This is a genomic window from Bacillus sp. FSL R9-9492 (assembly GCF_038007365.1).
Lineage (GTDB): Bacteria > Bacillota > Bacilli > Bacillales > Bacillaceae_G > Bacillus_A > Bacillus_A mycoides.
Genome location: NZ_JBBOXC010000001.1, coordinates 634494 through 648881, shown reverse-complemented (window position 1 = coordinate 648881; position 14388 = coordinate 634494). Strand labels below are relative to the sequence as shown.

9 protein-coding genes are annotated in these 14388 nt (G+C 36.3%); 1 reads left to right on the top strand and 8 read right to left on the bottom strand.

Features of this window, described 5'->3' with window-relative positions:
* Positions 1 to 5: 5 nt before the first annotated feature.
* Positions 6 to 1469 carry a nicotinate phosphoribosyltransferase gene (locus MKY70_RS03190; RefSeq protein ID WP_341023123.1) on the top strand — a complete coding sequence of 488 codons (1464 nt, stop codon included), beginning with the start codon at positions 6 to 8 and terminating at the stop codon, positions 1467 to 1469.
* Positions 1470 to 1824: 355 nt separating this feature from the next.
* On the opposite strand, the gene MKY70_RS03185 is transcribed toward MKY70_RS03190, so the two are convergent.
* The 8 genes from MKY70_RS03185 to fdhF form a co-directional block, all read right to left on the bottom strand.
* On the bottom strand, positions 1825 to 4179 hold the full coding sequence (locus MKY70_RS03185) for a heavy metal translocating P-type ATPase (protein WP_341023120.1): 2355 nt from the start codon (positions 4177 to 4179) through the stop codon (positions 1825 to 1827).
* Positions 4180 to 4199: 20 nt separating this feature from the next.
* Complete coding sequence (locus MKY70_RS03180; RefSeq protein ID WP_002113975.1) at positions 4200 to 4577, bottom strand: ArsR/SmtB family transcription factor; 378 nt, start codon at positions 4575 to 4577, stop codon at positions 4200 to 4202.
* Between the two features lie 351 nt (positions 4578 to 4928).
* Complete coding sequence (locus MKY70_RS03175; RefSeq protein WP_341023116.1) at positions 4929 to 5489, bottom strand: class I SAM-dependent methyltransferase; 561 nt, start codon at positions 5487 to 5489, stop codon at positions 4929 to 4931.
* A 126-nt stretch (positions 5490 to 5615) separates the two neighbouring features.
* Complete coding sequence (locus MKY70_RS03170; RefSeq protein ID WP_002125151.1) at positions 5616 to 7031, bottom strand: amino acid permease; 1416 nt, start codon at positions 7029 to 7031, stop codon at positions 5616 to 5618.
* Positions 7032 to 7134: 103 nt separating this feature from the next.
* On the bottom strand, positions 7135 to 8268 hold the full coding sequence (ald, locus tag MKY70_RS03165) for an alanine dehydrogenase (protein WP_002140333.1): 1134 nt from the start codon (positions 8266 to 8268) through the stop codon (positions 7135 to 7137).
* A 369-nt stretch (positions 8269 to 8637) separates the two neighbouring features.
* A complete protein-coding gene (locus tag MKY70_RS03160) occupies positions 8638 to 10509 on the bottom strand; it encodes a glycerophosphoryl diester phosphodiesterase membrane domain-containing protein (RefSeq protein WP_088294111.1) in 1872 nt (623 codons plus the stop codon).
* A gap of 154 nt (positions 10510 to 10663) precedes the next feature.
* Positions 10664 to 11146, bottom strand: coding sequence for a DUF1641 domain-containing protein (locus MKY70_RS03155; RefSeq protein WP_341023111.1), 483 nt, complete (start codon positions 11144 to 11146; stop codon positions 10664 to 10666).
* 12 nt (positions 11147 to 11158) lie between these two features.
* Entirely contained in the window at positions 11159 to 14101 is a 2943-nt protein-coding gene (fdhF, locus tag MKY70_RS03150) for a formate dehydrogenase subunit alpha (protein ID WP_341023106.1), read from the bottom strand.
* Positions 14102 to 14388 lie beyond the last annotated feature (287 nt).

Genomic DNA, 14388 nt, shown 5'->3' with positions numbered 1-14388 from the left:
TCGCAATGAATCATTATAAAGACGATAGTTACGCCTTACATACAGATTTATATCAAATCAACATGGCTTATACATATTGGAAAGATGGAATTCATAATCGCCGTTCTGTTTTTGATTTATATTTTCGAAAGCTTCCATTCGAAAATGGCTACGCTGTTTTTGCTGGCCTTGAGAAAATTGTAGAGTACATAGAAAATTTCAGTTTTACCGAAAGCGATATCGCTTATTTAGCGGAACTGCAATTTGAAGAAGAATTCCTTCATTATTTACAAAATATGAAATTCACTGGGACGGTGCGGAGTATGCAAGAAGGCGAAGTCGTTTTCAATAACGAGCCTTTATTACGCGTTGATGCACCACTCGGCGAAGCACAAATTATTGAAACCGCCCTTTTAAACATTGTGAATTACCAAACATTAATTGCAACAAAAGCAGCTCGTATGAAGCATGCTGCAAATAACGATGAACTTTTAGAATTCGGCACCAGACGTGCCCATGAGTTTGATGCTGCCCTTTGGGGAACACGCGCTGCCTTTATTGGCGGCTTCTCATCTACAAGCAACGTACGGGCCGGGAAACGCTTCGGGATACCTGTAGCCGGCACACATGCTCACTCTTTCGTTCAAGCGTATCGCGATGAATATGTCGCGTTTAAGAAATACGCTGAAACTCATAAAAAATGCGTCTTTCTCGTTGATACATATGACACATTGAAATCTGGTGTTCCAAATGCTATTCGCGTTGCAAAAGAGTTCGGAGATCGTATCGATTTTTATGGTATTCGCCTTGATAGTGGCGATATGGCTTATTTATCAAAAGAAGCAAGAAAACTACTTGATGTAGCTGGATTTACAAATACAAAAATTATTGCTTCAAGCGATTTAGATGAATATACGATTATGCATTTGAAATCTCAAGGGGCGAAAATTGATGTGTGGGGTGTTGGCACAAAACTGATTACATCCTTTGAACAACCAGCATTAGGTGCTGTCTACAAACTAGTTGCGATTGAAGATGCTGACGGAAAATTAAATGATACGATTAAGATTTCATCTAATCCTGAAAAAATTACCACTCCAGGGCTTAAACGAATTTATCGTATTATCAATCGTGTTAACGATCACGCAGAAGGCGATTATATTGCGTTAGATTCTGAAGAACCTGGAAAAGAAGAGCGTTTAAAAATGTTCCATCCTGTTCACACATATATAAGTAAATTCGTAACAAACTTTGAAGCACGCGAACTGCATAAAGACATTTTCGTTAACGGCGAAAGAACATATGAACTACCAAGTATATTAGATATTCAAAAATATAACGAACAGAGTCTCTCTATATTTTGGGAAGAATATATGCGAACTTTAAATCCCGAAGAGTATCCTGTCGATTTAAGCCAAGAATGCTGGGATCATAAAATGAATTACATTCAAACTGTTCGAGAACAAGTTGAAAAAAACATCCAAAAATAAAGTGAAACTTTAATCAGTGGGGGTTTTGTCCATCCCCCACTGATTATTAACCCTCACCAATCGGGCTTTTACGGACAGTTAACTCCTGCCTAACTTCCTCGCATTCGCCGAATTTCGAGGTGGGAGTCTTACTGCCCGTTAATGCGGGATAAACAGAGAAGTTTCCTCCTTCTCTGTTTTTTCAATACTATATGGATATTTGTAAAAAATATATTAAAATAACAAGGCGAATATTTTTTATTTGTAAAATTTAATATAGCGTTATTCAAAAACAAAATAATATTTGATATTATTTTATTGAGTCAACTTCAACAAAATAACCTATAAAAAAGAGGACGCAATTGCGCCCTCTTTTTTATAAATCTTTCACTCGTAGTACACGCATTGCATTTAATACTGCAATTAACGTCACACCAACATCTGAGAAAACAGCTTCCCACATTGTCGCTATACCAAAAGCACCAAGTAATAAAACTAACCCCTTAACACCTAATGCAAATATAATATTTTGCCATACAATGCTTCTTGTTCGTTTTGCAATTTTTACAGCTGTTGCAATTTTTGAAGGCTCATCAGTCATAATAACGATGTCAGCAGCTTCAATTGCTGCATCTGACCCTAAGCCGCCCATCGCAATACCAACGTCTGCCCTTGCTAGTACTGGCGTATCATTAATACCATCACCGACGAATGCAATCTTTTCTTTACCGCGTTTTGCTGCATCAATTTTTTCGATTTCTTCTACTTTTTGGTGTGGTAATAATTCGGCATGAACTTCATCTAAACCTAATTCTTTACCAACAGCTTCCCCGACTGATTTTGCATCACCAGTTAACATGACTGTCTTCTTAATACCTAGTTCTTTTAACTTTTGAATTGCTTGTTTTGAATCCTCTTTTACCTCATCAGAGATAACAATATACCCTGCATATTTACCATCTACAGCAACATGAACTAGTGTACCTACTGTATTTGGTTGCTTAAATGTAATGTTTTCTTTGCTCATTAATTTAGCATTACCTGCGAAAATTTCTTTTCCTTGTACTTTTACAACCGTACCATGACCAGAAATTTCACTATAGTCTTCAATAGCATTTTCATCGATTGATTTTCCATATGCATTTCGAATAGATTGTGCAATCGGATGATTTGAATATACTTCTGCAAATGCCGCATATTCTAATAGCTCTTCAGCTGTGATACCTTCACTAGGCTCCATCTTCGTAACTTTAAAGACACCTTTTGTTAATGTTCCTGTTTTATCAAAAACGATATATTTCACATCATTCAATGCTTCTAAATAGTTACTTCCTTTTACTAAAATACCACTTTTAGATGCCCCACCAATACCGCCAAAGAATCCAAGAGGAATCGATACAACGAGCGCACATGGACAAGAGATTACTAAGAATACTAAAGCTCTATAAATCCAATCGGAGAATGTAGCACCCTCTAAAATAAGTGGTGGAATAAATGCCATTATTGCTGCTGTTATAACTACAACAGGAGTATAATAACGTGCAAACTTTGTAATAAAGTTTTCTGTTGGCGCTTTTTTGCTACTTGCATTTTGTACTAAGTCTAAAATTTTCGATACAGTGGATTCACCGAACTCTTTTGTAACTTCAACAATTAATACACCATTTTGGTTTACAAAACCACTTAATACGTCATTACCAACTTCTACTTCTCGCGGTACAGATTCACCTGTAAGTGCTGAAGTATCCATCATTGATGTTCCCTCAACTACTTTTCCGTCTAACGGTACTTTTTCACCTGGTTTTACGATAATATACTCACCAATTTGCACATCTTCTGGTGATACTTGTTTCGTTTCATTTCCAACTTTCACATTCGCATAATCAGGACGAATATCCATTAATGAAGTAATTGATTTTCGAGAGCGATTTACCGCAATACTTTGGAATAGTTCCCCCACTTGATAAAATAGCATTACCGCAACAGCTTCTGAATATTGTTGAATTGCAAAAGCTCCTACAGTTGCGATTGCCATTAAAAAGTTTTCATCAAACACTTGGCCGCGAGTTATGTTTCTTACTGCTCTCCAAACAATATCTCCACCAATTAATAAATACGCAAGGACGAATAATGGAATTGTTATCATTTGCGGTAATCCGGCTAACGCAGCAATTCCTGTCAAAATTCCACCGACTACTAATCTTCCTATCATCTTTTTCACATTTCCATCACCATGATCATGGTCGTGTCCTTTTTCCTCTTCACGAACAACTTTTACATCAGGCTCTAACTTTTGAACAACATTTTTTATATTTTGTACAGTCGATTCAAGTTCTCGTTTATTTGCAACTTCTACTCTTAATTTCTTTGATACGAAATCAACAGTCGCTTCTGAAATTGTTGGCATTTCCTTTACCTTATTTTCAATCTTCATTGCACAATTTGCACAGTCTAAGCCTTCTAATACAAATACTTCTTTTACTGATTTTGTTTTTTGCTCTTCTTGCACTTTAATATGTGGCTCTAATTTTGTAACAAGTTGCTTCGCTTCCGTAACAACTTGATTTTCTTTATTTTGCGGTGTTTCTAAAAGCATCGTTTTTGTTGCAAAGTTTACGGAACAAGATGTTACCCCTTCTATATTCCCAACACCTTTTTCAATTTTCATTGCACAATTTGCACAATCTAAACCTTCTAGCATAAGTTTTTTTTTCACTAATGCTTCTGCCATCGTTCTCCCTCCTCGCTTTTTTATTCTTCCTCGTTTACGTGTTCAAACGCTTGCTCGAAGATATGAATTACGTGTTGATCAGCTAATGAGTAATAAACTACCTTTCCTTCTTTACGGTTCTTTACAAGCTTTGCTTGCTTTAATACACGAAGCTGATGTGAGATTGAAGATTGCGTCATTCCTAATAAATAAGCTAAATCACAAACACACATTTCAGCTTCAAATAATGCATGTAATATTCTCGTACGTGTACGGTCACCTAATACTTTAAATAATTCTGCTACTTTACTTAAACTTTCATCAGTCGGAATTGTTTGTTTTACTTGATCCACGATTTCCTCGTGAATTACCGTTTGAGAACATGCTTCCTGTTGCGTTTCTATTTTATTTCCAGCCATTATAGCTCACCTCTTTAATTGAACATATGAACAATCATTCATATATCTTATACTCTTATTATATGAGCGTCTGTTCATATGTGTCAATAAAATCCGTAAGATTTTTTTGACAATTTCGTTCACATTTCAAAATAAACACATAAATATTCTCCGCATCTATCATGCTCTTCATACAAAAAGGATGCACGAAAGCTATCGTGCATCCCTTCTTATTTATCCCGCTATTTGTGGGCAGTAAGACTCCCACCTCAAAATGCAGCTGGAACAAGGAAGTTAGGTGGGAGATTAACTGCCCGTAAAAGCCCGATTGGCGAGGGCTAATAATCAGTGGGGGATGAAGCCCCCCACTGATTAAATTTTCACTTTATTAACTTTCACTGCATCCACAATTAACGAATCGAATCCTAATTTACCATCTTGATTTCTATGATCAAAACGTTTCGATCGATAAATAAATCCACCGTTCTCTTCCCAATCACTATAATGAAACTGGCCATTCTCATCACAGTATTCTAAAAGCTTTACTTGAAAACCTGCTGCTTCAAACATAGATATAATCGTTTTGTAGTTATGTACAATTTTATGACTTGCAGCTGGATGATCTAACGGACCGGGTCCTCCCACTTGCACACCACGCTGATATTCTTCATTGGGGAAAAATGCATCCGGCACTGCACAACGAATATAACCATCATCTTGTAAAAACTCAAAGCATATTTTAGCTGCTTCTATACCTTCTTCATACGATAAATGCTCCCATACGTGTTCAGCTAAAATTACCGATAAAGAATTAGGCTGAAATTTATTAAGCCACGTTTCTCTTTTTAATAAATTTAATTCTTCTTCATTCGTATGTAACCAACCTGGGTTATTATTATATCCCTCTGCTCCAACGACAACTTTCGTCTCCATCTTTCCACCCCTTCTTATATTCCGACATAAAAATTCGACAACATAACATTGGTCTCCTTTATTTCCCAAAAAGAAAAAGCCTTGCGCGCTCCCTAGACGCACAAGGCTTACTAACTTTATATCCCTTTAATTAGCTTTTTCTAAACTATCTTGCGAACTTCCATCGTCTTTTAAATGACTATGTTTTTTCGAATAAACAAAGTATACAACCACTCCGATTGCTAACCAAACACCGAAGTATATCCATGTTTTTAACGGTAGATTTACCATTAAGAATAGACAGCTTGCAACTGAAATAATCGGTAAGATTGGTACAAGTGGTACCATAAATCCACGTTGTAATTTCGGATGCGTTTTACGAAGAATGATGACAGTTACACCAACCATCGCAAATGTTAATAACGCTCCAATATTCGCTAAATTCGACAATTCTTTTAAATCGATAAATCCGGCAATTAAAGCACTACCAATTCCTGTTAACCAAACTGAAAATGTTGGTGCTTCTGTCTTCTTGTCAATTTTCGCAAAAGATTTTGGCAATAAACCGTCACGGCTCATAGCGAAGAATACACGTGTCGTAGCGTAGATGTATGCGAAAATTACAGCCATAATACCAATTACAGCTCCAATAGCGATTACACCAGCCACTTTATCTTGTCCTACAACTTCTAATACATAGGCCATCGCTTCAGGTACATCTAATTCCTTATAAGAAACCATACCTGTCATAACGAGACAAACTACAACATAAATGATTGTACAAATGACTAATGAAGCAATAATACCAATCGGCAAATCACGTTGTGGATTTTTCACTTCTTCAGCAGAAGTTGCTAATGCATCAAATCCTAGGAAAGCGAAGAATACTGCTGCTCCTCCGGCAAAGACTCCACTTAAGCCGTACGGTGCAAATGGTATCCAGTTTTCTGGTTTCACATAGAATACACCAACTGCAATGAATAAAACAACAATACCAATTTTAATTAATACCATTATGTTATTCACACGCTTACTTTCTTTTGTACCTCGTGATAATAACCAAGTTATCACCAACGTAACGATAACTGCGGGTAAGTTCACCATACCACCTTGCGATGGAATCGTTAACAACGCTTTTGGAATTTCAAGTCCCAATCCACTCACTAAATTATTGAAATAACCTGTCCATCCGCCAGCTACTGCGGCAGTCGTTACGACATATACGGATAACAATGTCCACCCCATTAAATGGGCAACAAACTCACCAATTGTTGCATATGAATATGTGTACACACTACCTGAAACAGGAAGTGCAGATGCAACCTCTGCATAACATAAAGCTGCAAATCCACAAACAATTGCTGCAATCATGAATGAAAAAATAACTGCTGGACCAGCATCTCTTGCTGCTACTAATCCCGTTAATACTAGAACTCCTGTACCAATTATCGCACCAATCCCTAGCATTGTTAGGTCAAATGCCCCTAGCGTTTTCGTCAAAGTTTTACTTTTACTTTCCCCTAACAATTGCGTAACGGATTTCTTTTTAAATAGGTTGGCCACGATGAATGCCCCCTTTTACCAAGAAGAGCTAAGAGGTATTATCTCTTAGCTCTTATCATGTTGTTTTATATATTGTTCGATTTTGTTTTGTATAATGCTTCTATTAGCAAGATACTGTTTCTGCTTCTAATAATTCTTTAGCACCTTTGTACTCTACACCGTGAGCTTCTGCAACTGCTTCGAATGTTACATAGCCTTCTAATGTGTTAATACCTTTTAATAATGCAGAGTTGCCTAGGCAAGCTTCTTTGTAGCCTTTGTTAGCAATTTGTACTGCATATGGTACTGTTACGTTTGTTAATGCAAGAGTTGATGTACGTGGAACCGCACCTGGCATATTTGCAACTGCATAGTGAACAACGCCGTGTTTTTCATAAGTTGGGTTATCATGAGTTGTAATACGGTCAGTTGTTTCGAAAATACCACCTTGGTCAATCGCGATATCTACAACAACAGAACCTTGTTCCATTGATTTAATCATTTCTTCTGTTACAAGTTTTGGCGCTTTTGCACCTGGGATTAATACTGCACCGATTACAAGATCAGATTCTTTTACAGCTTCTGCAATATTGTAAGGATTAGACATTAAAGTTTTTACTTGGTTTCCGAAAATGTCATCTAATTGACGAAGACGTTCTGCACTTAAGTCGATGATTGTTACATCCGCACCTAGTCCAACTGCAATTTTAGCAGCATTTGTACCAGCTTGTCCACCACCGATAATTGTTACTTTACCACGTTTAACTCCTGGAACACCTGCAAGTAAGATACCTTTACCGCCTTTGTTTTTCTCAAGGAATTGCGCACCGATTTGTGCAGCCATACGACCAGCTACTTCACTCATAGGTGCAAGTAATGGTAATGAACGGTTTTCTAATTGTACTGTTTCATATGCGATAGCAACAACTTTCTTTTCAATTAACGCTTTTGTTAATTCTGGCTCTGGAGCTAAGTGTAAGTATGTGAATAAGATTAAACCTTCACTGAAATGTTTGTATTCGCTTTCAACTGGTTCCTTAACTTTCATAACCATTTCCATGTTCCAAGCTTCTTCAGCTGTATCAACAATTTTTGCTCCCGCTTCAACATACTGAGCATCTGTGAAACCAGATCCTACACCTGCATCCTTTTGAATGAATACTTCGTGATTGTTACGAACTAAATGTACAACACCTGCTGGTGTCATTGCCACACGGTTTTCGTTGTTTTTAATTTCTGCTGGTACCCCAATACGCATAATGAAATGCCCCCTTATAATTAACAGAAAAAAGAAAGTCTTTTTTCTTTTTGTAATAATTAATAACTTATGTCCTTATTCTAGCATAACTTAAAAATTATGAAAACGCTAACATACTATTTTTTTAAAGTTTATATATTTAGAATAGTGTAAATATACGAAACATTGATTCTATTGGGTTATTTGTACCATCTCATTATCTATCACTCTATTTACATTATATCCATTCAAAACGCATAGTAATTATTTATTATTTGACAATAATGTAACAATGCAAAAAAACTAAGTAGTTACGTATACATATACACTTATTACTTTGTACAATACTTTAGAAATATATTCTTTCCATAAAAAAACAGCTACTAGCATTTAGCCAGCAGCTGGATAGATCATAAATAACTTTGAAAATAGATCTTCTGTCGTCTCGGTAATTTTATCAAACATATCACTTTCACGATCTTCTTGCTCTTTTAACATCTTAATTGTTTCACGTGCGTCTTCAGGATAATCGGTAATGATACCATCCACGTTTAACTTATAATATGCCTTTAAACTTTCCATATCATTTACTGTCCATACGTAAATTGGCTTGTTTAGCTTCCTTGCTTCTTTTACTAATTTCTTATTTAACATGTATTCTTCTGCTACATAAAAATCAGCCTTCACATTCTTTAAGTTAGCTCTACTCGCATACAGTATGTATCCTACTTTTATATTTGGATTTGCACGTTTAAACTCTTTAATAAGCGGATAGTGTAACGTTTGAATGACACATTGCTTCTCAAATTCATTATCTTTAATCACTTTTAATACTTTGTTTACGAAATCTTTTTCGCCACCATGGAGCTTCACTTCAATATTAAGTTTGATTTTTCCTTTTGCCAGCTTAATGATCTCATCAAGTGTACTTATTTGTCCTGAAAACCCATCTTGACTAAGGGTAAGCTGTCTTAACTCCTCCATCGTTAAATCTGACACGTGAACATTAGCATTCGCAAGACGTTTTAGCTTCAAATCATGTATAACTGCTAGTTCACCGTCTTTTGTTTGCAGTACATCAATTTCAGCGTAGTCTGCTTTGGCATCAATAGCCCCCTGCAGAGCTTCTTTCGTATTCTCTACACCTTTTGAAATATAACCACGATGAGCCATAATAATTGGTTCTTTATATGAATTTGAAATAAACGTTACAATGAAGGCAACGACCATTCCGGCAGTAATAATTCCTACAATATATACACCAATAAATTTCCAACGATGTTTTTGGAAGAAACATTTATCTGCTTTTGTTTTCGAATAATCTAATCCTTCTTCTAATAAAACATCTTCAACCGGAACCTTTTGTAAATACAATCGTGTTATTGCCATAATATAAAATGGCGTCACGATAAAACTAAATAAATACAATGTACTCGTTAAAAATACAGACATTGTTGATTCTGCTAATAATGCAAATGTTCCCTGTGGATTTGTAAATTCATACATGCCCCATAGACACAATAAATACATTCCAAAAAATACACCGTACACAATCCCTATTGAAATAAAAAATCCTACTAAAAAGAATAGTACTTTAAAAAAACTTTCTTTTACTAACGTTGCACTTTTACGTGCTGCTGTGCGAAACGGCTTTTGCTCTAAAACAACAATAGGTAGAACAAAAATCCAGCGAAGGTTCAAATACGCAACTACAGCAAAGAACGTGTAATAACCAACTTGTCCCATCGTTGTCTTAAACAGTTCTCCTGTAATAAAGTTAGGAATTTGAATTTGCGGAATTAATGCCGTTTCATATCCAAGATTTAAAAGAGGTAACAATACGACAGCATATAAAATAAATCCTGGTAAGCAATATGTGAAAAGAGTAGGTAAATACGTTACGGTTTTATATAAAATCGGACGTAATTTCACCTTTTGTCTTTTATGAGCGAAGTACGAAATGATAATAAGCACCGCAAATTCCGTAAAGATAAGAAACAGTGCTAACAATGATAAAATTACGATTGCCAAAATGCCGTATGGTGTCTTTAAAAACGCTAATAATTCATCATTCGTCGCATTTGCATAACCACCAAAATACAATAACTTATTAAAAATGATCCCAAATAGCGGGACAAATACAATCGCTGCTAATAATTTATAAGCAAGTTGAAAGGTTAATACATTCCAAAAAGCAAATCTAACTGTTTGAAAGGAATGTCCCATTACCCCTGGTATAGATAGTCTTTTACGGTGTTGCATATATTCCTCCACATTCTAAAACGATATTTGAGATGGATTCCATATTTCCATTTCCAACCCATCTTTTTAATAATAATATATTCCGCTTAACATGAACACTCTTATACATACAATGAAAAAGTGATGGCTACTTGCCATCACTTTTTCATTTACTCTATTTTTTCTCTAACCCTTGACCAAATGCTTTCAAGAAGCTAAAACCGAATGTAATTGCTCTATTGATATCTGGATCTTTTAACACTTTAAAGAAATCCATCACTTTTGTTTTTTTACCACTATTTAATTCCTCTGTTGCAAATTGTAATCCAGTGACTAAACTAGATGTTATTTGTTTCGTTATTTCTGGGTCCACTGAAGATAATGCCTCTCCTGCCCCCATCATGTTGTTTAATGCGTTTTTTACTGGTTCACGATTCAATTGTTCAATAGCTATTTTGGAAACATCTTCTTTTGCAGCAAGTAAACTAATTGCTGCATCTAAAATTCCTGCTTTTTGCAACTGCGCTAATAGCTGCATCGTCTCTTCTACTGCTTCTCTATTTTCAGCTAGATCATTTAACAACTCATCTGTTACTTGCTGTTTTTTTTCTTCTTCTGTTACAATCTTCTTTTTAATTAAAGTAATCTCTTTTGCCATTATCTCCGCCCCCTAATTCTGGTCCACAAGTGATACGTATTGTTTTCTTTGCCACTTTCGCTCGATTTCAACACCATTTTGCGGATGACGTTTTTTATCTCTCGGGTTTGAAGATGGTAACGGACGATTTCCTTTTTCACGTAATACGCGCAGTTTCACCATTGTTTGTTTATAAGCTGGTGTACACGTATAAATGTCTGTTGCTGTTCCTGTTAAAATATTGATTGCCTCTTCATTTACTGTTGCATGCATCGGCAAATATAACTCATTTCCAGTTACACGATCTGTAACAAGCGCTTGTACTTTGATTTTTCCAAATGGTGATGCTAACTCTACAAGACCACCATCTTTCACATTGCGTTCTTTAGCAAGTTCAGGTGAAATTTCAACAAATACTTCAGACACTTTAGATAAAATACCAGCCGACTTATTCGTCATATTCCCTTCATGGAAATGCTCTAGCATACGGCCATTATTTAATAGTAAATCATACTCATCTGGTGCTATAACTGGCGGAACCCATTCATCTAGTGATAAACGTGCTAGTTTGTCTGGGAAGTTAAATCCATCTACATATAATAATGGCGTATCACTACCATCATGGCTACCCCAACATAAACTATTCCAGCCTTCTAGACGGTCGTACGTCGCTTGAGAGTATAACGGTGCAAGCGATGCAATTTCGTCCATAATTTCACTTGGACTTCCATAATTCCAGTCTCCGCCCAGTGCACGAGCTACTTTTTGTAAAATCCACCAATCTGGTTTTGAATCACCAAGCGGTTTCAATACTTCGTATAATCTTTGAATACGGCGCTCTGTATTCGTAAACGTTCCTTCTTTTTCTAAGCTTGGTGCTGCTGGTAAAATAACATCGGCGAAACGAGCTGTTTTCGATAAGAACATATCTTGAACAACAAGGAAGTCTAAATTCGCTAAAATATGTTGTACATGGTTGGCATTTGAATCTACTAAAGCCATTTCTTCTCCCATAACATACATACCACGTAGTTTTCCTTCTTCGGCCGCAAGTAACATTGCGATATTATTTAATCCCGGTTCTTTCGGAATGGTAGTACCGTATGCTTTTTCAAATTTCGCACGATGCACATCATCTGAAACAGCTTGGTAACCCGGAAGCCAGTTCGGTAATGTCGCCATATCACAAGCACCTTGTACGTTATTATGCCCGCGTAACGGATACGCACCGGCACCAGGACGACGGTAGTTACCTGTAACGAGAAGTAAATTTGAAATTGCTGCTGACGTTGTACTTCCTCCTGTATTTTGAGTTACACCCATTCCCCAAAGTACACAAGTACCATCTGCTTCATATACCATACGAGCCATTTCTTTTAACTGAGCTTTAGAAATCCCTGTAATTCCCTCAGTATAATCAAGCGTATATTTTTCTAGCATTTTGCTATATTCATCAAAATTCTTTACATTTTCAGCTATGAACTTTTTATCGTGCCAATCTTGATCAATAATGTATTTCGTTATCCCAGCAAGCCATACATAATCCGTCCCTTGACTCGGGTGAACAAATATATCAGCACGCTCCGCCATTTCATGTTTACGAAGGTCTGCGACAATTAGTTTTTGTTCATGTAATTTATGAGCACGCTTCACTCTAGTTGCAAGTACAGGATGTCCTTCTGTTGGATTTGCCCCAACAATAATAACAAGACCTGCCTCAGCAATATCTTTCACTGTTCCAGCATCTCCGCCCATACCGACAGTTTTAAATAAACCGTCTGTTGCTGGAGATTGGCAATAACGGGAACAGTTATCTACATTATTTGTTCCATATATTTGACGAGCTAGTTTTTGCATAAGATAGTTTTCTTCATTTGTTACTTTCGAAGAAGAAATAAATCCAAACGCATCGCTACCATACTCTGATTTAATATGTTGCATATTAGATGCAACAACTTCAAGAGCCTCTTCCCATGAAGCCTCAACAAACATATCTCCTTGGCGAATTAACGGCTTTGTAATACGCTCTTCACTGTTCACAAAGTCCCATCCGAATTTTCCTTTTACACATGTGGAAATACCATTAACCGGTGCATCTGAAACAGGTTGCACTTTTAAAATTTGACGATCTTTCGTCCATACTTCAAATGAACAACCTACACCACAAAATGTACAAACTGTTTTTGTCTTATTAATTTTCGTCTTACGCATCGCGGACTCTACTTCTGAAACTGCTAAAATACTGCTATATCCAGGCTCTACATCTTTTACAAAATCAATCATTGGATTTAGCACATCTGGTTTTAAACCAGTCATAAATCCAGCTTCTCCTAGCATCGTTTTTTCCATTAATGCATTACAAGGACAAACTGTTACACATTGCCCACAGCTAACACAAGACGAGTCATTTATACTCACACCATTGTCCCAAATAACACGTGGACGGTCTAAACTCCAATCAATCGATAAAGTTTCATTCACTTGTAAATTTTGGCATACTTCTACACACTGCCCACAAGCAATACATTGATTTGGATCGTATCGATAGAATGGATGCGACGTATCCACTTCGCATGCACTTACTTTCGGTTCATATGGATATTTCTGTTCTTCAATCTCCATCATATGTACTGTATTATGGACTTTACAGTTACCATTATTGTTATCACATACTGTACAATACAATAAATGATTCTCTAATATTCGGTCCATCGCTTCAGTTTGTGCTTCCTTTGCACGTTCCGATTGCCTCTCAATATGCATGCCATCTTCCAACTTCGTCGAACAGGCACGTAATAAACTTCCATTCACTTCTACAATACATGTATCACAAGTTTGAATAGGATCTACCTCTGGTACATGACAAATTTGAGGATGTTCTAAATTACTTTCGTTAAACAATTGGAGTATCGTCTTTTCAACTGATACGAAAAATTCTTTACCATCAACGGTTACACGGGCTGTCTGTTCTGTCATAGTTTCCCCTCTCCTTACAACTAACTGTACAACACAATTATGAATCCGTTTTCATAATTGTGTTGTACATATTTTTGAAGCGCCCTGTTGAAATACTTTCCTTTGGAAGTCGATTCTAGATGTTATAAGGTATAACTACGAAAGCTTGAAAATGTCGCTATTCTACAAATCTATTATATCGTACATATACAATAATAACCAAAATAATCTGCCATCTTCTTGTTATTAGATGCTTTTGTTTTTTCGATGTTTTATGATAAATATGGAGAAAAATACATATAAAGGGG

What these genes read in the sequence shown, in the direction of transcription:
- MKY70_RS03190 (WP_341023123.1), top strand. Translation starts at nt 6, where the DNA reads ATGAATCATTATAAAGACGATAGTTACGCCTTACATACAGATTTATAT.
- MKY70_RS03180 (WP_002113975.1), bottom strand. Translation starts at nt 4,577, where the DNA reads ATGGCTGGAAATAAAATAGAAACGCAACAGGAAGCATGTTCTCAAACG.
- fdhF (WP_341023106.1), bottom strand. Translation starts at nt 14,101, where the DNA reads ATGACAGAACAGACAGCCCGTGTAACCGTTGATGGTAAAGAATTTTTC.
- MKY70_RS03185 (WP_341023120.1), bottom strand. Translation starts at nt 4,179, where the DNA reads ATGGCAGAAGCATTAGTGAAAAAAAAACTTATGCTAGAAGGTTTAGAT.
- ald (WP_002140333.1), bottom strand. Translation starts at nt 8,268, where the DNA reads ATGCGTATTGGGGTACCAGCAGAAATTAAAAACAACGAAAACCGTGTG.
- MKY70_RS03175 (WP_341023116.1), bottom strand. Translation starts at nt 5,489, where the DNA reads ATGGAGACGAAAGTTGTCGTTGGAGCAGAGGGATATAATAATAACCCA.
- MKY70_RS03155 (WP_341023111.1), bottom strand. Translation starts at nt 11,146, where the DNA reads ATGGCAAAAGAGATTACTTTAATTAAAAAGAAGATTGTAACAGAAGAA.
- MKY70_RS03160 (WP_088294111.1), bottom strand. Translation starts at nt 10,509, where the DNA reads ATGCAACACCGTAAAAGACTATCTATACCAGGGGTAATGGGACATTCC.